This is a genomic window from Paenibacillus sp. PastF-3 (genome assembly GCF_029893135.1).
Lineage (GTDB): Bacteria > Bacillota > Bacilli > Paenibacillales > Paenibacillaceae > Paenibacillus_AQ > Paenibacillus_AQ nitricinens.
The window spans coordinates 16,700-42,965 of the sequence record NZ_JARXWM010000029.1 but is presented as its reverse complement, the minus strand read 5'-3'; the positions used below and the strand labels follow the sequence as shown (position 1 = coordinate 42,965).

Genomic DNA, 26,266 nt, shown 5'->3' with positions numbered 1-26,266 from the left:
ATAGGCATGAATGCCTATCTTGCGAGGTGCTTCTCTCGCAGAAATATAAATGATACACTTACTATAACTTGAAATTAATGGATAGTCAATCTGAAAAAGAACATTTGTTTGCTTTTTGGAATAATGAAACATAAGGAGAGTCAAAGATGAATTCACATCTAGATCGAATGCATGATCGAGTGGCCTTAATAACCGGAACCTCTAGTGGATTTGGACTGCTCACAGCCTTGAAACTGGCTGGACAGGGATTCAAAGTTGTAGCAACCATGCGCGATTTGAGTCGTAAAGGCGCGCTTGAGCAGCAGGCAGAGCAAGCAGGACTCTTAAAGCAGCTTCATTTTATGACTATGGATGTTACCGATAGTGAGTCTATACAGGCGACTATATCCTCAGTACACGAAACATTCGGAAGAATTGATGTTTTGGTAAATAATGCAGGCTTTGCTATAGGTGGCTTCATAGAAGAGCTACGTATGGAGGAATGGCGCCAGCAAATGGAGACGAATTTTTTCGGATTAGTCGCGGTGACAAAGGCTGTGCTGCCAGTTATGCGAGAACAGAAAAGTGGTACGATTATTAACGTGGGGAGTATAAGCGGGTTGTCCGGGTTTCCGGGGTATGCTCCATATGCAGCTTCCAAATTTGCAGTAGAAGGATTCAGTGAAAGTCTGCGTCATGAAATGTCTCCTTATGGAATACGTGTAGTATTAATTGAACCTGGCTCATTCCGTACTCCGATTTGGGGAAAAGGAATGGAACAAATTCGTCCAGCCGAGGATTCTCCTTATAGAGATCGTCTGGATGCTGTGCTACGATATTCCAAGCATACCGCTGAAACTGCACCTGATCCAAAGCAAGTGGCAGATCTCATCGGTCGAATTACTGAAATGAAGTCACCAAGGCTTCGGTATCCTATCGGCAAAGGCACCCGGATCTTGATCTTAGGCAAAACGCTGCTCCCGTGGAAATGGCTGGAGAGAATGATTGCGAAAGAATTGAGGTGATGGAATGGAGCAATCCATAAACTTAACAATCATTAAACTTATTGGATATGTATCCAGTTTGATGACCGTTTTTTTATGGTTTATATTTATATTCATTAATCCGTATGCTGAGGTTACGAATCAATCCAGTATTATAATAAGTATGGTAATGCTGGTGTTGCCTGCCGGATTACTTGCGATAGGTATCTCTTTAGATAGAAGTCCTCTCATGCTTCTCGCCTTTATTTGGAGTTTTCCATACAGTATATATATGTTTTTAACGCCGGGAATCTTCAGGTTGTTCGGGATTACAAGCTTAATGTATTTATTGTGTTTTGCGTTATTTAGAATCATCAAGATCAGATTTTGAATAGAATTGAGGTGTGTCGATGCTAGATTCGTCGGGACTACATATTTGCTTCGATCCAGCAGGCCGGGAAATTGAAATCCTTGATGTTACTCCAGTGGGTAAAGATAAATACCGCATCGAAGAGACTCCAATTTTTAATCCAAGTGTTACAATGGGTGATATTATACGGGTGAAAGAAGAACTAGGGATCTATTACTATCAGGAAACGGTACAGAAATCTCATTTCAAAAGGTACGCTTGGCTCCTCAGTAAAGAGGCTGTTGATTCAACAGCCATTTCTGCTTTTAAACAACGGATCACAGAGAATGATGGGAAATGTGAACAGATCTTTGGCGGTTTGTTGGTCATTCATAGTGGGTACGTAAATATTAATGAAGTATGAGTAAGAAAAAAATGCTGCGGCATGAAATGCAAGGAAGCTTGCACATGATGCAGCAGCACGGAGAATAGGTGAAACGCGTTTTAGACAATCTGAGCGATACAATCTATATTATTTTATTTCTTTCATAAATGTCTTGAAATTTTCTGCGATTTCTTTTGATTTGGTATGGTGCAGATAATGACCTGCATCAAGTTTTACCAATTTTCCTTGCTTGGAATTTTTGACCTGCTCTTCATGCAATGATATCCAATCTTTTAAGAGAGTATCATCCCCTTGTACAAAGAGCAAAAGAGGAAGATCTTTTGGAAAAGTTGAATTTAGAGCCCCTTTATAATTAGTAGCCATATGTCCCATTTCATTTAAGTGAGTGTAATTATAAGTGTTTCTAAGCGTAAACAATCTCAATTGTTCTTTAGTTTCTTCATCAAACGGCAATCCAGCATAGGGATTTCCACTAGATTTCAATACCAATCTGCCCAAGCCCGATGATCTAAGTAGTTTTAATTTTCCTGTTGGTATTTTAACATCTATTCTGTCTTCCGTTGCAATACTGTTATCAATCCCGACAAATGCACTCACTTCGTTTGGATATTTGTTCACATAATTCAAACTGTACATACCGGAAATAGAGTGTGCCATTAGAATATAACGGTCAATATTAAGTTGTTTTACAGCTTCATGAATTTCACTTACAATATTTTCCGTGGTTCGTTCTTTTTCAGTTCTATCACTTAATCCATAACCGAAAGGCTCAATCGCGACAACTTTGTAAAATGGGGATAGTTCATCTATTAACAGCTTAAAATCAAGTCCCGGTGCCACCGTTCCATAACCAGGTAAGAGCACGACTGTCTCTTCGCCATTTCCTTGAATCAAAACATTCATTTTTTTACCATCGACGCTTACAGACTGACCATAGGGTTTTATTTTAGCTTGGTCCGATTTATTTAAGAAAATATTAGCTACAAAAACAGTCACTAGAAAAAGTACTATTGCAGTAGCTAAAGCCCCTAAGGATATAAGTATAATTTTAAGCGGTTTATTCATCTTTTTTTTAATAACCTCTTCTTCTGGTTTCACTTGCATCTTCTCCTGTTCTAATCGGTTTATTCTAGCTATCTTAATGAGTTGCTAAAGGAAGCTTACCCCATGAAGGTGAACCCTACATGACGACAATATGAACTGAATATGAACGAGCGTAAAAAGCTTCTGCACCGATCAAAGTGTCTATAAAATGAATATGAGGTGAGCAATTATGTTGAAATTTATCAAACAATATTTGCCAAGTGTTGCTATTGCAGTGGTCCTATCTTTGTTTGTAAGAACTTATGTTGCTGAAGCCATGAGGGTTCCTACTGGCTCTATGATTCCTACAATTGAAATTAATGACCGTCTAATCGTGGAAAAAATGTTATGGATGACGACACTCGATCATGGAGATATCGTCGTGTTTACGCCCCCGGTAGCGGGTGATGAGCATAAAAGATATGTAAAGCGGTTGATAGGGTTGCCAGGTGATACCATTGAAATTAAAGATGGAGCGCTTTACAGAAATGGAACGGAGATCAATGAACCCTATCTTAATGAGCGGATGGACTATACTTTTGGGCCCGTTACAGTTCCGGCGGATCATTACTTTTTTCTCGGAGATAACCGGAATATAAGCAATGATGCTCATCTCTGGGCTACTCCTTTTGTAGCGAAGGATCAGTTGATCGGAAAAGTGATAGCGGACTTTAGTATTCCTTTTTAGGTGATGTAGCGGGGGTCTTTTGAACTAATTGTGAGTGTTAATGAGACTTTAACCATATTGTGACTTTGGAATAATTTAGCTATCCTTAAGGTAAAATATACCTATTGATAGGAAGGGTGCAGAATTTTGAAAGCTCATGTCACGGATCTCAAACATGGCGATTGTCTTATGTTGGACACTTTTAATAGTGTTGGTTTACACGTGCTCCCAAAAGGGACAATTGTTTACCAAGAAGAAATCACCCTCCTGATGAGACATCGTATCGATTATGTTGATATTGAACCTCGCAGCATTGCGATGGATAATGAGGGAACGAATCTGGAACAAAGCCTAAATGGAAACTTTGATCTAGCGATCCAAAACTATGAATCTATTTTTCTAGAGGCACTCAGCAAGGGCAGTTTCACGCAGTCAGATGTAGATCTTACGTTGCAGCCCTTGCTGGAAAAAATGGATGAACATAAGGATGTAGTTTCCTTATTGCTGCTCCTTGAACGGGAAGACGTTGGTACATACAATCATTCATTACAGGTCGGACTGCTATCCTTTTACATAGCGACTTGGTTAGGTTATACCAAAGAAGAACGCTACGAGATTAGCCGGGCAGGGTATTTACACGACATAGGAAAAAGTCAGATCGACCCCTCTATCTTAAATAAGACGGGGATCTTAACCCCCGAAGAAACTGAAGAACTAAAGCGTCACACTTCGTATGGATACGATATTATTCTTAAATCTATGAATGACGAGAAGACCGCTCTGGTGGCGCTTCAGCATCATGAATTCGAGGATGGGACCGGTTATCCTAATATGCTTCGTAAGGCGGACCTGCACCCGTATACACTGATTGTGGCTGTTGCTAATGCCTATGTTGGGATGACCTCTGCAAGAGTGAATCAACCCAAACAAGGGCTGATAACTGTTCTGCGCAAGGTGCATGAGCTGGGCTTTGGAAAGCTGAATGGAAATGCGGTACAAGCTTTGATTGGACATTTACTGCCGAACTTTGTAGGTAAAAGTGTTCAGCTTAGCAACGGAGAGCAAGGTACGATTATTATGAACAATCCTTTGGATATTTTTAAACCGTTAGTGAAAGTGGATGAATCTACGTTTAGGGATTTATCCAAGGAGCGAAATTTGACCGTTGAGGAAGTATTTATTTAATAAATATTTTCGTTACGAAAATAAAGGGAAGGCTATCCACTCGATCACTAAGATCGTGGGGTAGCCTTTTTTAAATGCCTATTGTAGCCCTTTTCCTACTTCTCCTTAGGAATTAAAGCGTTTAACTAATTTTTCCTTATGTGCAGTAAATGCCTCTTCTAAAGTGATACCATACAAATCGGCTAACAAGGCTATATTTCCTAGCACATCACCAATTTCCTCAATCAAGTCGTGTTTCAGTTGCTCTGGTGGAGGGGTAGATTCATCTGGGCGATCTCTTCCGATTTCATAGGAGCGTACTGCCCGTGCAACCTCACCGGTCTCTTCCATAAGAAATCCAACCCGTATAAAAGGACCATAATCGGTCCAGCCTCTTTGTCCATAATAACTTTTAATCCATTTCTGCACTTCATTGATCTCCATATTATGTAGCACTCCTTAATCTTTTATATGATTTATTCTCCAACATATAGTATATTAGATGTCGGATATTATCAATATATAGTTTGGAGATGAGGATTTGAAATCAATTTGTGTTTTTGCAGGGTCGAATTTAGGGGTGCATGAGGAATATAAAGCTAAAGCTGTTGAACTTGGTAACCATATGGCTATGAACGATTATCGCTTAATTTACGGGGGGTCAAGAATTGGATTAATGGGTGAAGTCGCTAATGCTGTCTTGAACGGTGGAGGTGAGGTGATCGGAGTTATGCCTAGGGGATTGTTTAATGGAGAGATGGTACATAGAGAATTAACACAGCTGATAGAAGTGGACGATATGCATGGACGAAAAGCAAAAATGGGGGAGCTGGCAGATGGCTTTATTGCTTTACCCGGCGGTTTTGGGACGTATGAAGAGCTGTTTGAGGTTTTGTGCTGGTCACAAATCGGTATACATAAGAAACCGGTAGGGGTTTTAAATATCAGGAATTATTTTGATCCTCTGATGAATCTGATTCAACACAGCATTAACGAGGGATTTTCTAACGCTTCACATCTTAGCTTGTTAAATATAGACCAAGAACCCTCGGAACTATTAAAAAAACTAGAAAGCTATGTCCCTCAAACGTTGGAACAAAAGTGGAAACAGCTTAACTAGAGAACAGTTACTGTAACAGATGAATGGGCTGCCGAGAGGGAGCTCTTTTTCTGCTAATCATTTGTTGTGGTAGAATATGGGTAGGTGAATACCCCATTTGAAATATGGGATTTGCTGAATTTGAATTTCACTAGTGGATTGGCTATGATAAATATAGAGAAAAGCTACAAGAGGAGAAATGGATAATGACCCCCGAGAATCAAATCGAACAATTTAAGAAGCTTAAGCACGAGATCACCCGATTTATGTTGATTTATAAATTTGCACTTGATGAGATGGAGACGAAGATTGAGATCCTCAAACAGGAGTTTCAGTCTCTTCACGATTACAGTCCAATTGAACATACTAAATCGAGAATCAAGTCTCCCGAGAGTATTATGAACAAAATGCTCCGTAAAAATGGAGATTTATCTCTAGATTCTGTGAGAAATTGTATTAAAGACATTGCAGGTCTACGAATTACCTGCTCTTTTATCTCAGATATTTATCATGTAAGTGAAATGCTTCAGAAGCAGGACGACTTAACGGTTCTTGAAGTGAAGGATTATATTAAGAACCCCAAGCCTAACGGATATCAAAGTTTACATTTGCTGATTCAGGTACCTGTGTTTATGTCAGATCGTCAGGAGTTAGTGTGCGTTGAGGTACAAATTCGTACCATTGCCATGGATTTCTGGGCAAGTCTCGAACATAAAATTTTCTATAAATATAATAAGTCAGTACCAGAGAGTATGACGCGTGAATTGAAAAATGCAGCGGATGCCGCTCATGCACTTGATCTGCAAATGGAGCGACTGCATCGGGACATTAAAGAAATCAAAGACGACGATGAAGATGATGATCTTAGTTCCTTTGAGGAGCTTCGCCGTATAGTGATTCACAATCAGCAATTCACACTTCCGGCTAACTTTATTAAGCTGCTTGGAGACAAATAAGCTGATCACATCACCTAGAGTTACCGTTTCTGGTTAACTCTAGGTTTTTTTATTGTAGTTATCATTGCCACGTACAACTAGAATAGAGTATTCTCAACTTGAAAGAGAGACTTGTAATCATTGGCTTCATCAAATTGATATGAAGGAGAATGAAGATGAGTGAGCGTAGACTCCGAACCATCACTGTAAATCAAATCGGATATCCGGTGGGTGGAGAAAAGATTGCAGTGTTTACTGGTGCAGAACATGACTTTCAGGTTGTTGATGTTGATCATGGAAATGTTGTATTTGAAGGGCAGACAGGTGCTCCCAGATTTGATGAGGCAAGCGGAGTAACTGTACATACAGGTGATTTTTCTGAGGTTCATGCAGTGGGCAGATACCGGATTGAGCAAGGTGAGGGGATAGCTTCGGCATCATTTATTATTTCAGATAAACCTTATCACGAGCTTCAACAGGGCTTGCTGAAGGCCTTTTATTATTATCGTTGCGGGGTTGAGTTAACTGAAGAGTATGCTGGCGAATGGAAGCATAAGGCATGTCATACAGCAGAGGGTATTGTGTATGGTGAAACGGAGCGTCGGCTAGATTGTTCTGGGGGCTGGCATGATGCAGGTGATTATGGCAAATACAGCGGACCTGGAGCCAAGGCCATCGCTGATCTATTCCTAGCGTATGAGTTATATCCTTCTGCTTTTGTAAGCGCTATCCCGATTCCTGAAAGTGGGGGGATAACTCCAGATGTACTGCTGGAATGCAAAGTGGAGCTGGATTGGTTGTTCAAAATGCAAGACTATAGAACAGGTGGAGTGTATCATAAACTGACTACACTGAGCTTTCCCGGCTTGGATGTCATGCCAGAGGCTGATACAGCAGATCTATATTTCTCACCGGTGTCATCCACCGCCACTGGCGATTTTGCTGGAGTCATGGCCATGGCAGCACGGATATATGAGCCCTTTGACTCAGCCTATGCGAAGAAATGTCTGGATGCCGCAACATTAGCTTGGGAATGGCTTGTTCAACATCCAGATGCACCAGGGTTTATAAATCCGCCAGAAATCAGCACCGGGGAATATGGAGATGGGAACGACAAGGATGAGCGGTATTGGGCAGCTGCGGAGCTCTATCGTACGACGGGGAAAGAAGAATACCATCATGCTGTTATGCAGCTGGTGGAATTATCTTTTCCAAAATACAGTCTAGGCTGGGCGGATATGGGGGGCTATGGCACACTTGCCTATCTGTTAAATGGTGAAGATCTGTCAGACCGTGCTTTATATGCTTCCTTAAGAGAAGGACTTCTAGCAGAAGCGGATCGGTTAGTGGAACAGAGTCGTGGGGATGGTTATAGGATCTCCTTAAAAGAGGACGACTATATTTGGGGAAGCAACATGCTCGTAATGAACAATGCTATGCTGCTAGTTGTGGCTGAATATTTTAGTGCCGATATGAGCTTTGCGGACTGTGCGCTAGATCATTTGCACTATCTGATGGGGCGTAACGTACTGGATATCAGTTATGTTACCGGATTTGGCGATCATCCAGTGATGCATCCGCATCATCGTCCATCTGTTGGTGACCATGTTGCTGATCCAGTCCCGGGTCTGGTATCTGGGGGGCCGGATCGTGGGCTCCATGATGAATATGTTGTAGAGCATTTACAAGGGAAACCTGCTGCTCAGTGCTTTGCAGATCATGAGCTTAGTTATTCTACGAATGAGGTAACGATCTATTGGAATTCCCCAGCAGTGTTCGTTACGGCTCGATTTAATCAATAAATTAATTAATATTAGGGAAAGGCGTGTCTCATGGGGGAGATGCCTTTCTCTTTTTTTATGCAGCTAAAATGCTATAATACGAAATGGTATGATATTTTTTCGTTTGGCAATAGGAGGTATGGCATTGAACAGTATTTTTGAAATTCAAAAACTTGCAAAATTGAACTGGAAAAGCAGTGAACAAGCTTCGAAATATCTATTCTCGGACATCTCTGCTGAAATATCTGAATCGGACCGAATTGCTCTGATTGGTGCCTCGGGACAAGGTAAAAGCACACTACTTAGAATAATGGCTCTGCTGGAAGCTCCGGATGAAGGGGATATGCTTGTTAATGGCACTTCATTCAAAAGTATGGATTCTAGATTATGGAGAATGAAAATAGGGTTTGTGGCTCAACAAGCGGTTATGCTGCCTGGCAGTGTGGAGGATAACCTGAAAACCGTCAGCAAGCTGCATGACAGACCTTATGACCTTAAACTTGCACAACGACTATTGGAACAACTGGGGCTAGAACAATTGGATCTAAGTAAAAAAGCAGCGGATTGCTCAGGTGGTGAAAAACAGCGGATTTCTTTGATTCGGTCATTGCTATTGCGGCCTAATGTGCTACTGCTCGATGAAATTACTGCATCACTAGACATTGACAGCACTCAAAGGGTTGAGGACTTAATAGAACAGTGGCATAAAGAAGAAGGGACTTCAATGATTTGGGTGACCCATGACCTGAAGCAGGCTAGCCGAATAAGCACTACCACATGGTTTATGGGGAAAGGTAAGCTGGAACAACACTTGAGTGAATCTTTTTTTGCTGAATCTGCAGAAGCTTTAGCCAAAAGGTTTATCCGACCGTTAGAAGGAGCGTCATTCATATGAGTTATACTGCACTGAGTTTCACGCTTCTGTTTGTGTTAGGGACGATGTTGGTCTCGGTATGGCAAAAGCTCGGACTAGAAAAAGATATTATTGTAGGCACGATAAGGTCGGCGATTCAACTGCTTGCGGTCGGATATGTACTGCAATTTATTTTTAAAACCGATCAGATGATCTATGTCATTTTGATTATAATCTTCATGATAAGTGTAGCCGCATGGAATGCAGCGAAAAGAGGCAAAGGACTGCATGGATTAGTCTGGAGAATTGGACTTGCGATCGCTACTATGGAGCTCCTAATGATGGGGATTCTACTCGGCTTACATATTATTGAAGCAACTCCGCAATATATCATTCCCATTAGTGGCATGACCATTGGTAGCGCTATGGTTGTCTCCGGTTTGTTCATTAACCATATCAAGCACGAAATACAGCAGAGCAAAGGGGAAATCGAGACCCTGCTGTCACTCGGTGCAACGGTTCCACAAGCGATCCATGAAGTTAGAAAAAGATCTGTGAAATTCAGCATGATCCCTACCATCGACGGAATGAAGACTGTAGGACTTGTTCAGCTTCCAGGCATGATGACGGGTATGATTATAGCAGGCGCTGATCCAGTAATCGCTGTTCGCTATCAAATTCTGATTGTGTTCTCATTCACCGCCTCTGCGGCCATAACAAGTATACTGCTAAGTGTACTGAGCTACCGACTCTTTTTCACGCCTGATCAACGGCTTAGACAATAGATGGAGCAGGAGTCAGGGGTAAATCTTATTTCTCACAAGCGATTCCGTCTTTGTCACGGTCGCTTTTTTTGTTGGCTTCATAGAGCGCCTTAGATACAAAAGGTTTATATTTCGTTTTTCCACCTTTGTTCTTGGTTGAGCTGGAAATGGCGACGCCACCTTTGTAAACTTTGTTTAGCTCTGTACAGTTTTTATAGGTTTTCACCTTGGATTCAGCACTTGCTGTACTTACGGTACCGATGGCTAGAGCAAGCAGCAGACCTGCCGATAGACAGAGCCTTAAGTATTTTTTCATGGGGACATCTCCTCTAAAGTTTAGTTATTAAAATAACCTCTCTTTTTATATTACCAGTTTATTGCACAGGGGGGTATATTATGAAAAATCTAGACAGGTAGTCCTAACATACATAATTATCAGCGACGACGGGGAATAATTAGAATTCAATTTACATGAGGTGAAAAAGCTTTCTATGAGGTGATTCTAATTAGAACAAAGAAATTGGCAGCCACCCTAATCGCAGGGCTGTTGCTTCTGCCGGGAATCGCGATAGGTGCGCCTGATAACAACGGAACGGTGATCCAGTCTAATGGAAAGCTGCTCTCAGCCATGCCTTTGCCAGCCCCGGAGTCTAAACGAATTATATTGCCTTCTGCATTTCAAGCTGCTGAGCTCTACGGGTTCGGTTTGCAGCACCGGAATGCGTCAATTCAATATTCGATCTTTTCCAAGGAGCTCAAAAAGGTTATGTATCCGCAGTTTGTTGAACTGAATTGGGTAACGGGCGTATCCAGTCCGTGGATTACAAAGTACGAGGTTACTAAAGAAACAGTAATTAACCCAAATTCAGAGGTCATAGAAATGCGTATAGATACCGCAACCTCAAATGGTCCAGAACCATCCATGCTACTGACGATCTCACTTGTTAAAGATCATAATAGCTGGGTGATTACCGGAGTGAAGCCGAATCCTTAAATGTCATGCGGAGAATTGTAAAAAGAGCAAGCGTAGTAGGGAAGATTCCCTTACGCTTGCTCTTTTTTATAAGATTTGTAGCACTAGCGATCAACTGCACGCATGTCTCATCATAAGAAATCAGCGTACGCTGACGGCCAACTCAAAAAGTATCTCTTCACTCGAACATTGCGGACCGTATAGCTCTTATTCCCCTTCAATTCCGCATTATTGGAGCAGTTTTGGGTGAATAGCTGCATCTGAGTCCGATAGCTTCGCTAATTTGCTCACCATAATGTCTCTAGTCTCTACCTGCCTTAACCATCAATTCCGCCATCATTTTTGGCTCGGTTCGGACAGTGGTCATATGATCACCTTTGCCTTCGATGAAGCGGAAAACGCCCAAATGACTGGACTGAGTCGGGTGAAACCCATATGGGCCTTGTGGGATAGCCGTGTCTTCCGTCAGATAAAGATAACTTTTAGGGATTTGGAGACTGTAGAATTTCTTGAGATCCAGCTTTTCAAATAGTGGAGTAGCTGGTTCAGGCGGAGCTTGTTTATAAAAGGCATGTGCCTCTGCAAGACTGGCAGTGTTGACGAAGGTATCCCGGAAAAGCGGGAAAGGGAGCGTGATGGTATTATTACCGGAAGCGTCTCTTAGCTGTTCAAAGGATTTAAGTGACTCAGCAGGAAATTGATCTGCCACACTTTGCCCGTCAAGCGGCGCGAAGGCATCAAAGAACACGATCCGTTTGATCCGATCAGGTACTTGCTGGGAAACTGTTTGAATGACTGATCCACCAAAGCTATGTCCAAGCAGAATAAAATCCTTCAAGTCTTTTTGTTTGATATAGTCGACAACGGACTTTGTGATTTGCTCATGTGTTACATTATTATTCTTATCCGCGCCATGTCCCGCATATTCCGGTGTGTAGACGGTATGCCCTAACTTACGAAGCTCGGCGGCTGTTTCATCCCAAAAACCTGCTGTAGCCCAAGACCCATGAATCAGAACAAAGGTTAATGGAGTCTGTTTGGTAGAGGATTTGTGGTTAGCGGCCGCAACCGTGGAGTGCTGATTCAAAGGCTGCAACCCCATAATAGTGAAGATAGAGATACATAACGCTAATACTATTTTAGTGTGAATCGATTTCATACTTTGCCTCCTGTATAGTGTGAGAATTTAACATTATAGAGGATGCCCCGTTTAACAGGGAAAGATGAATTTTTATTGGAGTCACTGAATCTCCGGCACCTAGGCATAGGCTAACGCATATGTTGTTCTAGGAAATCAAAAATTTACGGGAACAGAAGGGTAGGAATAAACAGTGACTTCATACATGGATTATACGTCCCCTGATACACAATTTACTTTCGATGTGAACACTAATACTCTCTTTAAAAAGGATGCCAACAATTTCATTAACATGCTGTCGATTAAACAACTAAACACATTGGAGAATATTTCACTCCTTGATATTTTCCTCAGTAAATCGAATGTGGTAGAGCCTCATTATCATCAAAATGCGGCAGAGCTTGTCTATTGTATCTGTGGGTCAGCAGTAGTGTCTATACTCAATCCGTTTACAAATGAACTTCTTCATTTCCCAATATGTCCAGGTCAAGTGGCGAACGTGCCGCAAGGCTGGTGGCATTATGAGGTGGCAACCGTCGATAATACACATTTGCTTGCGATTTTTGATGCGCCTATTCCAGAGGTAATCTTAGGCTCGGATATCCTGAGCAAAACACCTGCGAATGTATTAGCTCATACTTACTGTTTGAATGAAGCCTTGGTAAAGGAAGCCTTAGCGCCTATTAAACCTGGAACCTTTATCGGCCCACCTGCCGACTGCTGTGAGGAAGATAAAGTAAAGGGAGTAAGTAATATGGCTCCAAATATGGCTCCGAATATGAAACCAAATATGGCACCAAGTATGAATATGCATGCAAATATGAAACCTAACATGCAACCGAACATGCATCCAAACATGCAACCATACGCTCAAATGCAAGCTCAACCGATCCCTATAGCTTCACAAATGCCCCAAGCTACACAAGCGTTCACGTATCAGCCTTATCCAATGCAAGGATACTACACTCAAGGCTATGAACAGCACTATCGCCAACAGCCTTATGTACAACAACAGCCGAATTATCAATATTCAAATAATCAAGAGTAACTACAAAAACCTCCCGAGATTAAATCTCCCGGGAGGTTTACTTGTTAGGGTTTAAGATAAACGGACAAGCACTCTGCCGCGTGTGTTTCCTTGCAGAATATCTTCCAATGCTTGTGGCAGTTCATTTAAGGTTACTTCACGATCTACAAGGTTCTCAAGCTGTGCAGGCTTTAAATCAGTCGCCATCCGGGCCCACACCTTTTCGCGTAGCTCAGCAGGACACTCTACGGAATCAATACCGAGCAGGTTAACCCCCCGAAGAATAAAGGGAAGGACAGTAGTTGGAACAGAAGTGCCACCGGTCAGGCCGCTTGCAGCAACAGAACCTCTGTAGGAGATTTTACTCAAAATCGACGCAAGTGAGTTTCCACCAACGGAATCTACGGCACCTTGCCATAGTTGTTTCTCTAATGGTTTGCTAGATCCGCCTGTAACATCTTCGCGTGAAATGACTTCTCCCGCGCCAAGAGTTTTCAAATATTCGTTAGCTTCTTTATTACCAGTGCTGGCCACTACGCTATAGCCTTTTGTGCTAAGCATAGCGATAGCCGATCCACCCACACCACCGGTCGCTCCCGTTACCAGTACTTTGCCTTTGTCTGGTGCTAAGTCATTGTCTTCCAGAGCTTGAATGGACAAGGCTGCAGTTAGTCCAGCTGTACCATAAATCATAGCTTCTCTTAGTGTAAGTCCTACCGGAATTGGGGTGATCCAAGCAGCAGGAATTCGTGTATATTCGCTAAATCCTCCAAAATGAGATACACCCATACCATACCCTGTAGCGATAACTTGCTGTCCTTCATGAAACCGCTCGTCTGTAGAAGACATCACAGTACCGGATAAGTCGATGCCTGGAATAAAAGGGTATGATCTTACAATTTTCCCGTTAGGGATACTGGCTAATCCGTCTTTATAGTTCACACTGGAGTATGCAACCTTTATTAAGACTTCTCCAGCGGGTAAATCGTCTAAGGTAACTGGATTAACAGCGACGGAGAACGATGAATCTGTTTTGTCGACAACCAAGGCTTGAAATGATTCTGTCATAAGTGTAAGCTCCTTCAACTACGTTATAGGTGAGGCATTTATATAATATTTATTCTGCCCAATTAACTTGTCATTGTCTATGATATAACGCAAGTGAGACTCCGTGAAGGACTTTTTAAATGTGTATTGCAACATTATAATCAAACTCTCCATGTTATTTGTGCAGTGGACATGTTAAGTTCAGACTGCTGATACATAACTTGTTTTTGAGGGAGAATTGTTGAATGTCTATTATAAAATTAATTCGTGAACATGAGATCGAGCCGTACTTGGATCTCTTAGCAGAGGTTGAACATATCCATCTGGATAGAAACAATCGTAACCATGAGCAGTGGTTGAGACGTCGCATACAATCACATTTTCAGCGAGGGGCGTTGTTTTATGCCTATCATGAGAATGCACAATGCGATGCTTTTGGTATTGTTGCCGTTCTGCATGAGGAGGCACCGATTGGTATTCCCGCGCTTGGCGCAAGAGCTGAAGTTTTAGACATTGGAGTAAGTAAAGAACATCGTAGAAAAGGAATAGGAGGTATTTTACTTCAGCATGTAGAAAAGGTTGTTAAGAGTAGAGGAGCTTACTGTTTACTTATGCTGACCTATGCAGAAGATTTTGATGTGATTGCTTTTTACGGTAAAAATGGCTTTGTGCCCGTTGCTACGATCCCTGATGTATTTGGTCCTGGTGCCGAAGGAAATACTATATTAAGAAAAATACTAAGGTGATCTATTCAATAGGAAGAAAGTTTGTTTAAATGGTATAGTATAGTGTATTTGAAATCTTAGGGTTGAAGAAAGAGAGGCTAATTCATGGCTATTGCAACAACGATGATTGTCAGGCTCGAAATTCGGAAATCGGTTGCTTCTTTTGGTGATGTTGCTTCAGGAATTGCCACTGCAGGTGGAGATATCGTCGCTATTGACGTGATTCGTGCAGGTAAGGATGTAACAACTCGAGATATAACAATAAACGTGCAAGATGCCTCGAATGGAGAAATGATGTCTATACTATCGAAGATGCCAGGAGTCAAAGTAATTAATGTATCAGATCGAACTTTTCTTGCTCATCTTGGCGGAAAAATTGAAATCACACCAAAAATGCCTATCAAAAATCGGGAGGATTTATCGCTGGTGTATACTCCGGGAGTTGCCCGAGTGTGTACGGCGATTGCCGAAGATCCAAACAAAGCCTATTCGTTGACGATGAAGCGGAATACTGTAGCCGTTGTTACAGACGGAACGGCTGTACTTGGACTAGGAGATATCGGACCGGAGGCGGCTATGCCTGTTATGGAAGGTAAGGCTATGCTGTTTAAGCAATTGGCGAACATCGATGCTTTTCCACTCTGCTTAAATACTAAAGATTCAGATGAAATCATTAATATCGTTAAAGCAGTATCTCCTGGATTTGGGGGTATCAACTTAGAAGATATCAGTTCTCCGCGTTGTTTCGAGATTGAACGTCGGCTTGCCGAAGAGCTGGATATTCCGGTATTTCATGATGATCAGCACGGTACATCTGTTGTAGTTTTGGCAGGTCTTTTGAATGCGCTTAAAGTAGTAAATAAATCTATCGAAGATGTTCGAATTGTCGTTGTGGGTATAGGTGCGGCTGGTGTGTCCATCTGTAATATGCTTCTGGCGGCAGGTGCTCGCAAAATCTACGCGGTAGATCGTGAAGGTGTTCTTAGAAAAGATCTTCAGTATGATAATCAGGAATGGCGGAAGCTTGCTGATGCAACTAACCCGGAAGGTATTGAAGGCGGACTGACGGAGGTTATGCAGGGAGCAGATGTCTTTATTGGGGTGTCGCGTGGCGGGATTCTATCGGTCGATCATCTCAAGAGTATGGCCAGCGATAACATTGTGTTTGCAATGGCTAATCCGACACCGGAGATTGAACCAGAATTGGCCGAGCCTTTTGTTCGCGTATTAGCGACAGGTAGAAGTGACTATCCGAATCAGATCAACAATGTGCTGTGTTTTCCGGGGATCTTCCGTGGCGCCCTGGATTGCAGAGCAAAAACAGTGAACCTTGAAATGAAGCTAGCCGCGGCAAAAGCGATTGCTTCAGTCGTTCATCCGGATGAGGTTAATGAGCAATATGTAATCCCAAGTATTTTTAACGAAAAAGTGGTAGAGTTAGTGCGTCTGGCAGTGATCCATGCAGCTATTGCAACGGATGTAGCCCGCCGGATCCCTAAGGATATTGATAAGGATATGGAATAAAAGCGATACTATAAATGGACTGCTTTGCTTAGTGAGAGAGCAGTCTATTTTTTTATAGATTGACACATAACTGAGAGGTTGTGGCGTATCATAATTAGGGCTAAAAGTATTTATTCCCATTTTAGTAAAGTGGCTGATATAATTACAATAATGTATGAGATGTAGAAAGGGCATCCAATTGGGTGCCCTTAAATTTTGCCTCTAGAGAGGGTAGTATTTAAAAAAGGGTTAAATTAATATAGAAGTGGTGAATTCATGAAAGAGTTTTACAGTCAGGTGAATCGAAAAATCTATTACATTGTAATGTTATTAAACATTACCCTTATGATATCTGGATTAATACTGTCTACAACAGAGTTGAATGGAATTAATTTTGGATACATTGTACATTTTTTGTGCGTGATGATTCTATCCATTAGTTTATGGATCTATCCTAAGTATGAGACATATACTTTTAGAAAGATCATCATTCTTTTTGGATTTGCTTACTTCTATACGCTTTTCTTTTTATATCCACAAACTTGGACCACCTATATTTTGATTTGCCTTATTCCTGCACTTTCTATTCTATTTTTCGATTTAAAATTGTTTTACTTTTCCTTTATTATAAATGGAATATTGATGGTAATTACTTTTAGTTATGTCATTTTTATTGACAAAGGTGAATTATATACTTATTTACATCATGACATTATTGGCAACATTATAAATATAATAGCTGTTCAAGCATTATTATTTTTCATTTTCCATTTATCATTTAAACGGATGAAAAAGCAGCAACTGTATTATGAACAATTACAGCAATCCGAGCGGTTAAAGATGGTAGGACAATTAACAGCTGCTGTTGCACATGAAATTCGAAATCCAATAACCGTGGTTAGAGGTTTTTTGCAATTGTTCAAAGAGGACGATTCATTTGATGGTTCTAAAAAAAGTAAATTCAACTTAATGATTGATGAATTAAACACAGTAGAACAGATTATCTCTCAATTTCTAACCCTATCCAAACCAAATGGAGATCAAAGACTAGAGAAAGTAGATGTGAAGGATGTCCTTCAAAGTGTTACGGGTCTGCTTCATTCCTATGCCATGTTATCTGATAACCAAATCGATATAAAGGTAGAGGAAGGCTGTTATATTTCCATTAATAAAATTGAGTTTAAGCAGTTACTCATTAATATTATAAAAAATGCGCTGGAAGCCTCGGATGTAGGGAAATCAGTCTCCGTCATAGCAAATAGAAATAATAATTTTATCGAGATCATGATCACAGATGAAGGTAGTGGGATGTCCGAGGCTGAGGTTAAGTCGCTGGGCACACCTTTTTATTCCTTAAAAAGTAATGGAACCGGTTTAGGATTAATGATTTGCTTTAATATTGTAGAAAAATATGGCGGGGAAATTTATTATAATAGCTCTAAAGGTAAGGGGACAACCGTTACAATTCGCTTTTTATCAGAACCGGGAGGGATCTTTAATGATTAAGAAGCTATCCGCACTGATGCTGTCTGGAATAATCATAGTTCTTCTTGCTGCCTGCAATACAACTACCTATAAGCATAATTATACCTTCTCAGGTGAAGGAGACGTTTGGTCGGCAGAATATGTTCAAAAGGCGACTGAGAAGTTCATCGATAAAAAGGGCGTAAGGTCAGAGTATGAAACCTGGTTTGATTCAACCTTCGAGCTTAAGTATAAAGGTGAACTTACCGATCTCGATAAGATCAGTTCTTTTAAATATAGCTTCAAGGGAACATCAGGTGGAGGAAGTAAAACCTTAGAAGATGTTAAGGGAGTAAGAAAAAGTGAGTTGAAGTCCGAAAGAGCTGGAAGCGGGGCGTTTGAACACGAGGACTCGATTATTAGGGTTGTTGTAGAGTGGGATGGGCAGAAGGATGAATTTGAACTGAAGGTTCGTAAATAGTGGAGCATATATGAAAAAATTTCTTGAATTAAAGAAAGCAGGTTGAACATTCATGGTCGTTATTAAAGAAATAGAAGTGGAGTCTCTTCATGAACTTGGTGATTTATATCAGGAGCTGATGGATCAACCATCGGATCATAACAAATTCGAAGAAGTATTTAAAGTGATTAAGGCAGATCATCGATACATATTGTTGGGCGCTTTTGTGGATGGGGAGTTGATGGGGTCTGTGATGGGGATTCTCTGTCATGACCTAATAGGGGATTGTAAACCGTTTATGGTGATTGAAAATGTGGTCGTTTCCTCGCGGGCTCGTCGTCAAGGTGTTGGTAAAAAATTGATGATCGCCATTGAAGAAATGGCCCGTGGGAAAGATTGTTTCTATATCATTTTAGTTTCTGGAGAGAAGCGTAAGGAAGCGCATATTTTTTATGAGTCGTTAGGATATAGAGATGAGAAGGTGGAAGGTTACCGGAAACATCTAAGCTCTCATTAAAAGGAGGTCTTGATTTGCAAACATTCTTTAAATATAACTGGATGGTTCGTGAACAATGGTACGAGTGGTGTGAGAGTATTTCTGAGGAAGAGCTACTTGGGGCACGTACGGGTGGCGTAGGCAGCATATTGAAGACTCTCTTTCACATTGTTGATGTAGAGTGGAGCTGGATTCAAGTATTGCAAGGTAAACCGGATTTTCAGGAGGAATTCGAGCATTACAAGTCTTTGCAGCAGGTAAGAGAACTGGATGCGAAATTTCGGGCCGATGTAGAACCCTTTGTACTTTCTTGGCATGCGGGCTTGCAGCAAAATATTTTTGAGGATCACTTGGCGGATGGCCGGGTCGTGACTGATACTTGGGGTGAAGTGATGCGTCATGTGATCGCTCATGAGATTCATCATGTCGGACAGTTGTCCGTCTGGGCAAGAGAAATCGGGAGGGAGCCAATTTCTGCTAATTTGATTGGAAAAGGGCTCCGATGATTCGGGAATTAAAGGAATATGGCGTATATCATGTAGTGCTGCCGCTGGAGAGCAGCGGCGGGAACCATACATGTCGAAGATCAACCCAGCCCTGACTATTAAAGCTTACGCCTCGGACAGAGGGGAGATAAGCAGTTTGGGTGGGTTTTTCATACAAGATGTGTAGATGATGCTCCTCAAGAAGACGGTTCTCGATAATCCTAAAGCTCTCAGATCTAGCTTCAGGATTGGGTTCTCTTGCAATGGTATAGAGCCAGCCTTCAATATCTGCACGGGTATGTGGTTCTATATGTTGAGAGAGCGTGAGGTATAAATCAAATAAACGAAGCTGTTCATCCTCATCACGAAATAAAGAGAAAACAATCAGGTCAGATTCCAGCCGAACCGGGCCTTTAAACTCTTCTGGAGACACGGAAACAACCGTACAGGGATAACCTTGATGCTCTAGTTTAGTAGCAATACAATCAGCATCGTTAGCATATTGCGGAATGGTAGTTATTTGCAAGGTGACCTCATGGTCTTCCATCGACTTATGCGATACAGACACTGAATCATCTTTTAAACAGGATACGATCTTTGCCCGAAGAAGGGGGTCGCTAAGCGGTCCTTTTTTTTGCGTGTTGCAGGTAACAAATTTACGAATGTAGGACTCTGAATGAATCCGGCTCCAAGAAGAAGAATTGGTGGATGAAGGATTCTGAATCACATGAAAAGCTGAGCTAGTATCGGAGGAACCAGACTCAGTATCCCACGGAACATACATTATTTCGACTCGATCTAAATGAGCTCGTCCTTGAAAGTAATAAGGAAAAACCTCCAGTACACAAGTGTCCTCATTCATGTCCACAACCTTAAATGGTCCTGTCCCCACCGGTCTACGGCCAAAACTAGGTTCGTCCATGCCTTCTAAATCACGCGGAACAATTGCCGCTCTACTCGTACACAAGAAAGGGAGAAATAGCTCATTGGGCTGTTTAAGCGTAATTTGAACGGTGGATGGATTTAGCGCGGTAACTTGCTGGATTTCTTTGAAAATATAACTATAGAGTGTCCGCTTTGAGGTTTGCATCAGCCGTCCCAAGGAATAGACTACATCTTTTGCAGTCAGTACTTTTCCATGATGGAACAACACTTCTTTGCGTAGAAAAAAAGTCCAAATCGTACGGCTCTCATCCACTTCCCAGGCATGAGCAAGACTTGGTACAATCTTATCCCGCTCTCCGCTGCGTCTCACTAATCCGTCGAAGACATGACTGGAAACAAAGGACTCTGCCAATAGATTCATATGAAGCGGGTCGAAGGTATGTAGCTGCTGGGTGATGGGAAGCCGCAAGGTATCAATCTGTTTGTCACTACGGATTTCGGAATGATGACCAAAATAGGTCAGCAGCCAACCTTGTAAGGTATCCTGCAGCGAGGAAGAGCTGGCATGGGTTTTGATGCCTTCAATGGCTTTGTGAACATCTTTACGGCTGATGGCCTGCATCATAGATTGAAGTGCAATTTCTTCAGAAGGGACAAGGAATTGTAACAAAGAACGACTTCCGCGCCCACGCTTTGGTATCCATTGCACCCATTCGAGCTGTATCATTTTATTTACAATGTGCATGGCATTACGATGTGTACATCCGAAGGTCAATGCTAGTTCATCCATCGTAACTGAGATTTCTGTCGCTCCCCCAAACTGAGAGTGTAGTTTTAAATATTGGCTATGCAGCTTCATGGTTTAGATCCCTTCGTAAAATAGGAAATTATTAAAAAATTCTTTCTCTTTTTTTTCTTATTTTATCATTTAAAATAAGGATAAGAAAGTAAAAATATGGGGGTGTTTACCATGACCGATGAAACGGAGCTTAAGCCTAATCTTAATCGATCACTTGCCGCTTTAATTGTTGCCTTCTTTCTGGCGATTGTTCATCAGTTGTTGTTCTATGGAAATTTGCCGGGTGTTTCTTATCCTATCTTTGTGTGTCTATTTTATGCGTATATGCTTTATTACGCTAAGGCTAAGCTGCGTAAACTCACTAAAATAAGTTACTTCTGGTTCGGAGCGATTTTCCTACTCTCGTTGACCTATGTGTTATTTCATAATCTATTCTACTTTGGGCTCAACCTTTTAGTAATTCCAGTGCTCATTTTATTACATATGACTTATTTACTAAGTGATAAACGCCCCTCTTGGAGTCAGTTCAAAATACTTTGGGATACGCTCGAGCATTTGCTTCCACAGAATTTTCGTCACTGGGGTACGGTGTTCAAGGACATTAAAAGTAACAGTGATAGTAAGGTGAAGGATGAACGCAAGCAAGTGCTGGGGAAAGTGTTCACAGGACTTGCGATCTCTTTACCGATATTGCTTGTTGTGATTACTCTGCTGGCCTCGGCCGATGGTGTGTTTCATCATGTGCTCATTTGGCTGCCAAATATGCTGGATCGAATTTCATTTGGTGAAATTATTGTGCGGACGCTGTGGATACTGCTGTTGGGTATGGGTTTTTTCGGTTTAGTGTGGGGTTTTGTGGACTCGAAGATCTATGACTGGAATGTGCAGCCAAAGGAGTATGGTCCTGCGCTGGCACCTGTCGCCTTTAAGATTGATCCAGTAATTATGACGACAATTCTTATAGCTATTAACACGGTATATGTACTGTTCGTAATCGTCCAATTTTCTTACTTGTTTGGAGCTTGGGAAGGGATGGTGCCAGAGGGGAGTTCCTATGCTGATTACGCTCGCAGTGGATTTTTCGAACTAATGATGGTGACCACGATTAATTTTGTGATTTTATTACTGGCTGTGGGATCGGAAGAAAAGCGGGGCGGGCTGCTCCAAAAAGTCATTAATATTCTGCTGTATATCTTGGTCGGCTGTTCCACAGTCATGTTGTTTTCCGCTTTTAGTAGATTAACGCTGTATGAAGAGGCGTATGGTTATACTACGATTCGATTCCTGGTTCATGCATTTATGATTTTTATGGGATTGCTGTTGATTCTTGCCGCTGTGCGGATAGCCGTTCCACGTTTGCCGCTGGCTAAATGTTATATTGTGCTAGGTCTGGCCTCTTATGTGGTAATGAACTATATCGGGATGGATGTCATTATTGCTAATAAGAATATGGAGCGTTATGAGGTAAGTGGTAAGCTGGACGCAGATTATTTGGTCGGTCTATCACCGGAGGTCATCCCTTCTCTGATTAAGTTCAGCCGGAAGGAAGACGGGATGCTGGATCAATTTTTGAAAAACGAATGGTGGAACGGAGCACAACGAGAGCGCAATTGGCAGTCTTTTAATTTTCCAGAATATCGGGCACAGCGCGAGCTGGAGAAATATTTTGCACAGTAAAGGTTAGAAAAAGGTGTGAGGACAATGAGGAAGAAGCCATTTAGTAAAGGTTGGTCATTTATTATCATTTTTATTGTGGTAGGTTTAAGTTATGGGATTTATCATATCTATTTATATAATGCACCAAGGCAAAGTCATTACTCTCGTGTATCCAGCAGTAATCTAGAACAGGAGCGACTGGGAGATATTCAGCTGCTTCAGAGCCTCGAATCACTCAATCAGGTGCCTAAACCACGTGATGACATTGAACGGTATCAATATTATAATTTGGATAACGAGACAACAGTAGCTACTGCGCGTGGTGATCACCAAATCATTCTAATCAGCGTCTATTCCGATCAGAAGATGAGCACTAGCAGAGGGATTCATGTGGGATCTTCTGCTGATGCTGTGATTGAAGCTTACGGCTCTTCTTATTATAAAAGAGGGGAACAAGGGGCTGATATTATCGGGTATGTGGATAAAATCAATTATCGGAGTTTAGAATTTTGGTTACAAGATCACAAAGTGAATATGATCCGATATAGTGTGGACTCTGTTGTGATGTGAGGTGTTTTAGGATATATCTTTAAAAAGGACATATGTCCTTTTTTTGTGGGGTATTCTAAATTACACTTATTTGAGCAAACACTTGAGGGGGCACAACATGCAGACGATAAATGACCGTGAGGCAGTCCGTGCCTTGGCAGTGAAGAACGGTCTGGATGGAATATTTAGTCCGCTAGTAACTTACAAAATGGAATTGAGACGTTATACGGATGAAGAAAAGCTATGTTTGGTTGGAGATCAATTGGATGGAATGTTCATATTAGTCGAGGGCAAGCTCAAAATTCAGACGCTGCTGCCAAACGGCAAGTCTATGCTGGTGCGGTTTACAAATCCTATATCAGTCATAGGGGATGTGGAGCTGCTTCATCGCTTTCCTGTTAAGAATCAAGTGGAGTCTGTGGGTGAGAGCTTGATTCTTTTTGCGGGGAGAAGATTACTGCTGAGAGAGCTTGAGGAAAATACAGCGTTGCTCCGTTTTCTAGTAGGAGAACTTAGTCATAAATTGCATACGCTCGGCCAAGCCTCCGCACTTAACCTGTTGTATCCGGTGGAGAATCGCTTTGCCAGTTATTTGATGTCTTTATTCGCTGATAAAAACGGAGACCGACGAGTGGAGGAGATTAGAACCTCCAGCCTTATAGAAACAGCAGAACTGCTTGGTACAAGCTATCGGCATTTGAATCGAATCGTACGTCGTTTTATTGATGAAGGAATTATTACAAGAAATCGAGGACGCTTAAGTGTGCTTGATGAATCCAAGCTCGCTGAGCTGGCAAATGGAAATTTATACGAATAAAAAAAGATCTCTGAAGACCATTAGTTCCTGCCTGGGCCGGAAGTAGGGGTCTTTTTGTTTTTTTAAGCAAATATTCAGTTCAAATTCAGAGTGCCTTAAGAAAATGATAGTAGGATAAAAGTACCAAGTAGATATACATACATAGAGATGAGGAAATACGATGACGAAAAGTATTCGTGGAAAAATAGTCCTAGGCTTTGCTGCGGTAATTGTAGTCTTTTTAGTCGCTATAGCCGGAAACACTTTGTTTCAAGGTAAGGTTACCTTACTGACAGATCAGGTCAATCATAACTGGGACAAGCTATCATTAGTTCAAGACTTAACGGATAAGATTCGTACAGCAGACGAACTGGGTGCCCGTTATGTGATGAGCAACACAGAGGAGGAACGAAAGTCCTATTTGTCTCAGTATGAAGAAATGCTTCCATTGATTGAGAATGCGATTACAGCGCTGGAGAGTGCGAAATTAAGCGAAGCTGAACTAACAGGTGTAACAGAACTAAAGACTAAATGGAATGATTATTTACTAGTATTGGAGGAAGCGTTTGCCTTAGCCAAGGAGGGTAATTTCCCTGAAGCGCAGAAGAAGTTCACGAATCTATCTCTAGATGCTATGGTCGAATCTCAGATTGTGTTTCAGAATATGCTCATAGAGGAAATTCAGAATGGGCAGAGTCAAGCAGATTCGCATCGCAACAACGCCTTGATTACTAGCCTGGGTGTGACCGGTTTGTCAGTCATTCTCGCCGTCATCCTTGCCCTCTTAATCTCTGGGAGAATTATTAAACCGCTTCGTGATGTGAACACACAGCTAAAGGAGATTGCCGATGGGGATGCCGATCTTACTCGTAAGCTGAGCGTCCGTTCTAAGGATGAGATTGGTGAGCTGGCTTCTAATTTTAATAAAATGACAGATAATCTGAGCACGATGATTGAACAGGTCAAGCTATCAGCCAATCGTTTAGCAGATTCCTCTTCTAAGCTTACTTCAGATAGTGGAGTGACGGCAGGTGCTACAGAACGAATATCGGATATTATGGGTGAAGTGGCCTCGGGAACCGCTAAACAGATGAATGATTTACAGACTAATACGATTACAATCTCGGAAATATCGCTAGGAATCGGACAAATTGCTGCCAGCGTGCAGGATATATCCGAAGCCTCCCATCGTTCCGCAGCGTTTGCCATCGCTGGAGATGAATCCATTCAGGCTGCAGGACAGCAGATGGAATCGATTAATTGTTCCATTCAGTCCTTATCCCAGCAAGTCCAAGGCTTTGTGAATCGATCTCAGCAGATCAGCACTATTGTAGGCGTCATAAAAGGAATCGCATCGCAGACGAATATGCTGGCCTTAAACGCGACCATTGAGGCGGCGCGCGCTGGTGAGCAGGGTAGAGGTTTCGCTGTAGTTGCTGACCAGGTTCGAAAGCTTGCGGAGCAATCCGCAGAATCCGCCAATCAAATTGCAGAAATGGCGAGTGGGATTCAAAGTGAAGCAGATGATGCCATGAAAGTCATGAGGAGCAGTATGAGTGAAGTAAAGGGAGGTACGGAAATTATTGAGGAAGCGGGTCGTTCCTTTAGTGAGATTCGCGTATCTATAGATTCACTAGCTGAACAGGTTCAGGACGTATCTGGTGCGGTGGAGGAGATTACGGCGGCATCGGATGAGATCGTGGAATCGATTCGCAGCGTCACGCAGATCTCAGAAACAACTGCAGCGAGTACACAGCATGTATCAGCAGCCTCGCAAGAGCAAATGGCTTCGGTCGAACAAATTGCTTCTTCAGCAAATAATTTAAGTACGATGGCGCGTGGACTGCAGGGTTTGGTAGCTAGATTTAATGTATAACACGAAGCTTCAGAGAGCTAAGGGATTTCATCCCTGCTGTTTTCTCTGAGGCTTTTGTTTTGTTGAACGTAATATCCCACATAGAAAGCATAGAAATCGCCATCGACGGATATCTACCTATAACTTATATTATTACCATTATTAGTTAGTTATGGTCAATCACTTGATACATCTCAGAGACTTGTTAAAGTGAGAGTCAAGGATACAGGAGGATGACTGTCAGCTAATAATAGAGAGTGATTGTTAAGTTTCGTCGGAACACTATCAGATCAGTTTTAGGAGGCGAATGTCTATAACAATACTATTTTGAAAGCGTATTCTTAA

At 41.8% G+C, this 26,266-nt stretch carries 26 protein-coding genes and 1 pseudogene; 21 read left to right on the top strand and 6 right to left on the bottom strand.

From position 1 onward, the window contains the following. Window positions 1–146: 146 nt before the first annotated feature. The gene (locus M2444_RS31905) at window positions 147–1,004 is read left to right on the top strand and encodes an SDR family oxidoreductase (protein WP_094875127.1); all 858 of its coding nucleotides are present in this window, start codon (window positions 147–149) and stop codon (window positions 1,002–1,004) included. 368 nt (window positions 1,005–1,372) lie between these two features. After that, on the top strand, window positions 1,373–1,735 hold the full coding sequence (locus M2444_RS31900; RefSeq protein ID WP_280788993.1) for a DUF4265 domain-containing protein: 363 nt from the start codon (window positions 1,373–1,375) through the stop codon (window positions 1,733–1,735). A 108-nt stretch (window positions 1,736–1,843) separates the two neighbouring features. Here the strand turns inward: M2444_RS31900 and M2444_RS31895 are convergent, their stop codons facing one another. Beyond that, window positions 1,844–2,821 carry an alpha/beta hydrolase gene (locus M2444_RS31895; protein WP_094875129.1) on the bottom strand — a complete coding sequence of 326 codons (978 nt, stop codon included), beginning with the start codon at window positions 2,819–2,821 and terminating at the stop codon, window positions 1,844–1,846. Window positions 2,822–2,990: 169 nt separating this feature from the next. Here M2444_RS31895 and lepB point away from each other — a divergent pair, with 169 nt between their 5' ends. Both lepB and M2444_RS31885 read left to right on the top strand, forming a co-directional pair. Further along, window positions 2,991–3,488, top strand: a complete 498-nt coding sequence (gene lepB / locus M2444_RS31890) for a signal peptidase I (RefSeq protein ID WP_094875130.1) — start codon at window positions 2,991–2,993, stop codon at window positions 3,486–3,488. A 126-nt stretch (window positions 3,489–3,614) separates the two neighbouring features. Continuing rightward, entirely contained in the window at window positions 3,615–4,652 is a 1,038-nt protein-coding gene (locus M2444_RS31885; protein WP_094870125.1) for an HD-GYP domain-containing protein, read from the top strand. A 105-nt stretch (window positions 4,653–4,757) separates the two neighbouring features. Here M2444_RS31885 and M2444_RS31880 read toward each other — a convergent pair whose 3' ends face one another. After that, the gene (locus M2444_RS31880; protein ID WP_094870124.1) at window positions 4,758–5,075 is read right to left on the bottom strand and encodes a MazG nucleotide pyrophosphohydrolase domain-containing protein; all 318 of its coding nucleotides are present in this window, start codon (window positions 5,073–5,075) and stop codon (window positions 4,758–4,760) included. Window positions 5,076–5,172: 97 nt separating this feature from the next. On the opposite strand from M2444_RS31880, the gene M2444_RS31875 reads away from it, so the two are divergent. The 5 genes from M2444_RS31875 (at window position 5,173) to M2444_RS31855 (ending at window position 10,084) form a co-directional block, all read left to right on the top strand. Further along, window positions 5,173–5,751 carry an LOG family protein gene (locus M2444_RS31875; RefSeq protein ID WP_094875131.1) on the top strand — a complete coding sequence of 193 codons (579 nt, stop codon included), beginning with the start codon at window positions 5,173–5,175 and terminating at the stop codon, window positions 5,749–5,751. A 185-nt stretch (window positions 5,752–5,936) separates the two neighbouring features. Then, a complete protein-coding gene (locus M2444_RS31870; protein ID WP_094875132.1) occupies window positions 5,937–6,686 on the top strand; it encodes a GTP pyrophosphokinase in 750 nt (249 codons plus the stop codon). Window positions 6,687–6,841: 155 nt separating this feature from the next. Then, the gene (locus tag M2444_RS31865) at window positions 6,842–8,467 is read left to right on the top strand and encodes a glycoside hydrolase family 9 protein (protein WP_280788992.1); all 1,626 of its coding nucleotides are present in this window, start codon (window positions 6,842–6,844) and stop codon (window positions 8,465–8,467) included. Between the two features lie 124 nt (window positions 8,468–8,591). Next, window positions 8,592–9,341 carry an ABC transporter ATP-binding protein gene (locus M2444_RS31860; protein WP_280788991.1) on the top strand — a complete coding sequence of 250 codons (750 nt, stop codon included), beginning with the start codon at window positions 8,592–8,594 and terminating at the stop codon, window positions 9,339–9,341. Then, window positions 9,338–10,084: an ABC transporter permease gene (locus M2444_RS31855; protein WP_280788990.1), complete on the top strand. Its 747-nt coding sequence runs from the start codon at window positions 9,338–9,340 to the stop codon at window positions 10,082–10,084. The genes M2444_RS31860 and M2444_RS31855 overlap by 4 nt, the downstream gene beginning before the upstream one ends. 25 nt (window positions 10,085–10,109) lie before the next feature. Here M2444_RS31855 and M2444_RS31850 read toward each other — a convergent pair whose 3' ends face one another. Further along, a complete protein-coding gene (locus M2444_RS31850) occupies window positions 10,110–10,379 on the bottom strand; it encodes an excalibur calcium-binding domain-containing protein (RefSeq protein WP_280788989.1) in 270 nt (89 codons plus the stop codon). Window positions 10,380–10,559: 180 nt separating this feature from the next. On the opposite strand from M2444_RS31850, the gene M2444_RS31845 reads away from it, so the two are divergent. Next, entirely contained in the window at window positions 10,560–11,057 is a 498-nt protein-coding gene (locus M2444_RS31845) for a hypothetical protein (RefSeq protein ID WP_280788988.1), read from the top strand. A gap of 280 nt (window positions 11,058–11,337) precedes the next feature. Here M2444_RS31845 and M2444_RS31840 read toward each other — a convergent pair whose 3' ends face one another. Then, window positions 11,338–12,195 carry an alpha/beta hydrolase gene (locus M2444_RS31840; RefSeq protein ID WP_280788987.1) on the bottom strand — a complete coding sequence of 286 codons (858 nt, stop codon included), beginning with the start codon at window positions 12,193–12,195 and terminating at the stop codon, window positions 11,338–11,340. A gap of 172 nt (window positions 12,196–12,367) precedes the next feature. Here M2444_RS31840 and M2444_RS31835 point away from each other — a divergent pair. Next, window positions 12,368–12,955, top strand: a pseudogene (locus tag M2444_RS31835) (cupin domain-containing protein); the annotation flags it as partial. Window positions 12,956–13,273: 318 nt separating this feature from the next. Here the strand turns inward: M2444_RS31835 and M2444_RS31830 are convergent. Next, complete coding sequence (locus tag M2444_RS31830) at window positions 13,274–14,269, bottom strand: acrylyl-CoA reductase family protein (protein ID WP_280788986.1); 996 nt, start codon at window positions 14,267–14,269, stop codon at window positions 13,274–13,276. 224 nt (window positions 14,270–14,493) lie between these two features. Between M2444_RS31830 and M2444_RS31825 the strand changes: the two genes are divergently transcribed. From M2444_RS31825 to M2444_RS31800, 6 genes are all read left to right on the top strand, one after another. Beyond that, complete coding sequence (locus tag M2444_RS31825; RefSeq protein ID WP_094874567.1) at window positions 14,494–14,994, top strand: GNAT family N-acetyltransferase; 501 nt, start codon at window positions 14,494–14,496, stop codon at window positions 14,992–14,994. 84 nt (window positions 14,995–15,078) lie between these two features. Then, complete coding sequence (locus M2444_RS31820; protein ID WP_076298432.1) at window positions 15,079–16,497, top strand: NAD-dependent malic enzyme; 1,419 nt, start codon at window positions 15,079–15,081, stop codon at window positions 16,495–16,497. Window positions 16,498–16,752: 255 nt separating this feature from the next. Further along, on the top strand, window positions 16,753–17,982 hold the full coding sequence (locus tag M2444_RS31815; protein ID WP_094874566.1) for a sensor histidine kinase: 1,230 nt from the start codon (window positions 16,753–16,755) through the stop codon (window positions 17,980–17,982). Further along, the gene (locus M2444_RS31810) at window positions 17,975–18,421 is read left to right on the top strand and encodes a hypothetical protein (protein WP_094874565.1); all 447 of its coding nucleotides are present in this window, start codon (window positions 17,975–17,977) and stop codon (window positions 18,419–18,421) included. The genes M2444_RS31815 and M2444_RS31810 overlap by 8 nt, the downstream gene beginning before the upstream one ends. 52 nt (window positions 18,422–18,473) lie before the next feature. Continuing rightward, window positions 18,474–18,917 (top strand): GNAT family N-acetyltransferase, encoded by a 444-nt coding sequence (locus M2444_RS31805; RefSeq protein WP_094874564.1) that lies wholly within the window; start codon window positions 18,474–18,476, stop codon window positions 18,915–18,917. 14 nt (window positions 18,918–18,931) lie between these two features. After that, window positions 18,932–19,402, top strand: coding sequence for a DinB family protein (locus M2444_RS31800; protein WP_280788985.1), 471 nt, complete (start codon window positions 18,932–18,934; stop codon window positions 19,400–19,402). A 28-nt stretch (window positions 19,403–19,430) separates the two neighbouring features. On the opposite strand, the gene M2444_RS31795 is transcribed toward M2444_RS31800, so the two are convergent. Further along, a complete protein-coding gene (locus tag M2444_RS31795; protein WP_094874562.1) occupies window positions 19,431–21,125 on the bottom strand; it encodes an ABC transporter substrate-binding protein in 1,695 nt (564 codons plus the stop codon). 111 nt (window positions 21,126–21,236) lie between these two features. On the opposite strand from M2444_RS31795, the gene M2444_RS31790 reads away from it, so the two are divergent. The 4 genes from M2444_RS31790 to M2444_RS31775 all read left to right on the top strand — a co-directional run bounded on the left by M2444_RS31790 (window position 21,237) and on the right by M2444_RS31775 (window position 25,942). Next, window positions 21,237–22,742, top strand: a complete 1,506-nt coding sequence (locus M2444_RS31790; protein WP_280788984.1) for a DUF4153 domain-containing protein — start codon at window positions 21,237–21,239, stop codon at window positions 22,740–22,742. Between the two features lie 24 nt (window positions 22,743–22,766). Next, window positions 22,767–23,291 (top strand): hypothetical protein, encoded by a 525-nt coding sequence (locus tag M2444_RS31785; protein ID WP_094875145.1) that lies wholly within the window; start codon window positions 22,767–22,769, stop codon window positions 23,289–23,291. A gap of 97 nt (window positions 23,292–23,388) precedes the next feature. Beyond that, window positions 23,389–24,087, top strand: coding sequence for a Crp/Fnr family transcriptional regulator (locus tag M2444_RS31780; RefSeq protein WP_094874559.1), 699 nt, complete (start codon window positions 23,389–23,391; stop codon window positions 24,085–24,087). 160 nt (window positions 24,088–24,247) lie between these two features. Then, window positions 24,248–25,942 (top strand): methyl-accepting chemotaxis protein, encoded by a 1,695-nt coding sequence (locus M2444_RS31775; RefSeq protein WP_280788983.1) that lies wholly within the window; start codon window positions 24,248–24,250, stop codon window positions 25,940–25,942. Window positions 25,943–26,266 lie beyond the last annotated feature (324 nt).

What these genes read in the sequence shown, in the direction of transcription:
- M2444_RS31780 (WP_094874559.1), top strand. Translation starts at nt 23,389, where the DNA reads ATGCAGACGATAAATGACCGTGAGGCAGTCCGTGCCTTGGCAGTGAAG.
- M2444_RS31815 (WP_094874566.1), top strand. Translation starts at nt 16,753, where the DNA reads ATGAAAGAGTTTTACAGTCAGGTGAATCGAAAAATCTATTACATTGTA.
- lepB (WP_094875130.1), top strand. Translation starts at nt 2,991, where the DNA reads ATGTTGAAATTTATCAAACAATATTTGCCAAGTGTTGCTATTGCAGTG.
- M2444_RS31900 (WP_280788993.1), top strand. Translation starts at nt 1,373, where the DNA reads ATGCTAGATTCGTCGGGACTACATATTTGCTTCGATCCAGCAGGCCGG.
- M2444_RS31830 (WP_280788986.1), bottom strand. Translation starts at nt 14,269, where the DNA reads ATGACAGAATCATTTCAAGCCTTGGTTGTCGACAAAACAGATTCATCG.
- M2444_RS31880 (WP_094870124.1), bottom strand. Translation starts at nt 5,075, where the DNA reads ATGGAGATCAATGAAGTGCAGAAATGGATTAAAAGTTATTATGGACAA.
- M2444_RS31870 (WP_094875132.1), top strand. Translation starts at nt 5,937, where the DNA reads ATGACCCCCGAGAATCAAATCGAACAATTTAAGAAGCTTAAGCACGAG.
- M2444_RS31795 (WP_094874562.1), bottom strand. Translation starts at nt 21,125, where the DNA reads ATGAAGCTGCATAGCCAATATTTAAAACTACACTCTCAGTTTGGGGGA.
- M2444_RS31865 (WP_280788992.1), top strand. Translation starts at nt 6,842, where the DNA reads ATGAGTGAGCGTAGACTCCGAACCATCACTGTAAATCAAATCGGATAT.
- M2444_RS31785 (WP_094875145.1), top strand. Translation starts at nt 22,767, where the DNA reads ATGAGGAAGAAGCCATTTAGTAAAGGTTGGTCATTTATTATCATTTTT.
- M2444_RS31775 (WP_280788983.1), top strand. Translation starts at nt 24,248, where the DNA reads ATGACGAAAAGTATTCGTGGAAAAATAGTCCTAGGCTTTGCTGCGGTA.
- M2444_RS31850 (WP_280788989.1), bottom strand. Translation starts at nt 10,379, where the DNA reads ATGAAAAAATACTTAAGGCTCTGTCTATCGGCAGGTCTGCTGCTTGCT.
- M2444_RS31790 (WP_280788984.1), top strand. Translation starts at nt 21,237, where the DNA reads ATGACCGATGAAACGGAGCTTAAGCCTAATCTTAATCGATCACTTGCC.
- M2444_RS31855 (WP_280788990.1), top strand. Translation starts at nt 9,338, where the DNA reads ATGAGTTATACTGCACTGAGTTTCACGCTTCTGTTTGTGTTAGGGACG.
- M2444_RS31810 (WP_094874565.1), top strand. Translation starts at nt 17,975, where the DNA reads ATGATTAAGAAGCTATCCGCACTGATGCTGTCTGGAATAATCATAGTT.
- M2444_RS31820 (WP_076298432.1), top strand. Translation starts at nt 15,079, where the DNA reads ATGGCTATTGCAACAACGATGATTGTCAGGCTCGAAATTCGGAAATCG.
- M2444_RS31840 (WP_280788987.1), bottom strand. Translation starts at nt 12,195, where the DNA reads ATGAAATCGATTCACACTAAAATAGTATTAGCGTTATGTATCTCTATC.
- M2444_RS31805 (WP_094874564.1), top strand. Translation starts at nt 18,474, where the DNA reads ATGGTCGTTATTAAAGAAATAGAAGTGGAGTCTCTTCATGAACTTGGT.
- M2444_RS31825 (WP_094874567.1), top strand. Translation starts at nt 14,494, where the DNA reads ATGTCTATTATAAAATTAATTCGTGAACATGAGATCGAGCCGTACTTG.
- M2444_RS31895 (WP_094875129.1), bottom strand. Translation starts at nt 2,821, where the DNA reads ATGCAAGTGAAACCAGAAGAAGAGGTTATTAAAAAAAAGATGAATAAA.
- M2444_RS31905 (WP_094875127.1), top strand. Translation starts at nt 147, where the DNA reads ATGAATTCACATCTAGATCGAATGCATGATCGAGTGGCCTTAATAACC.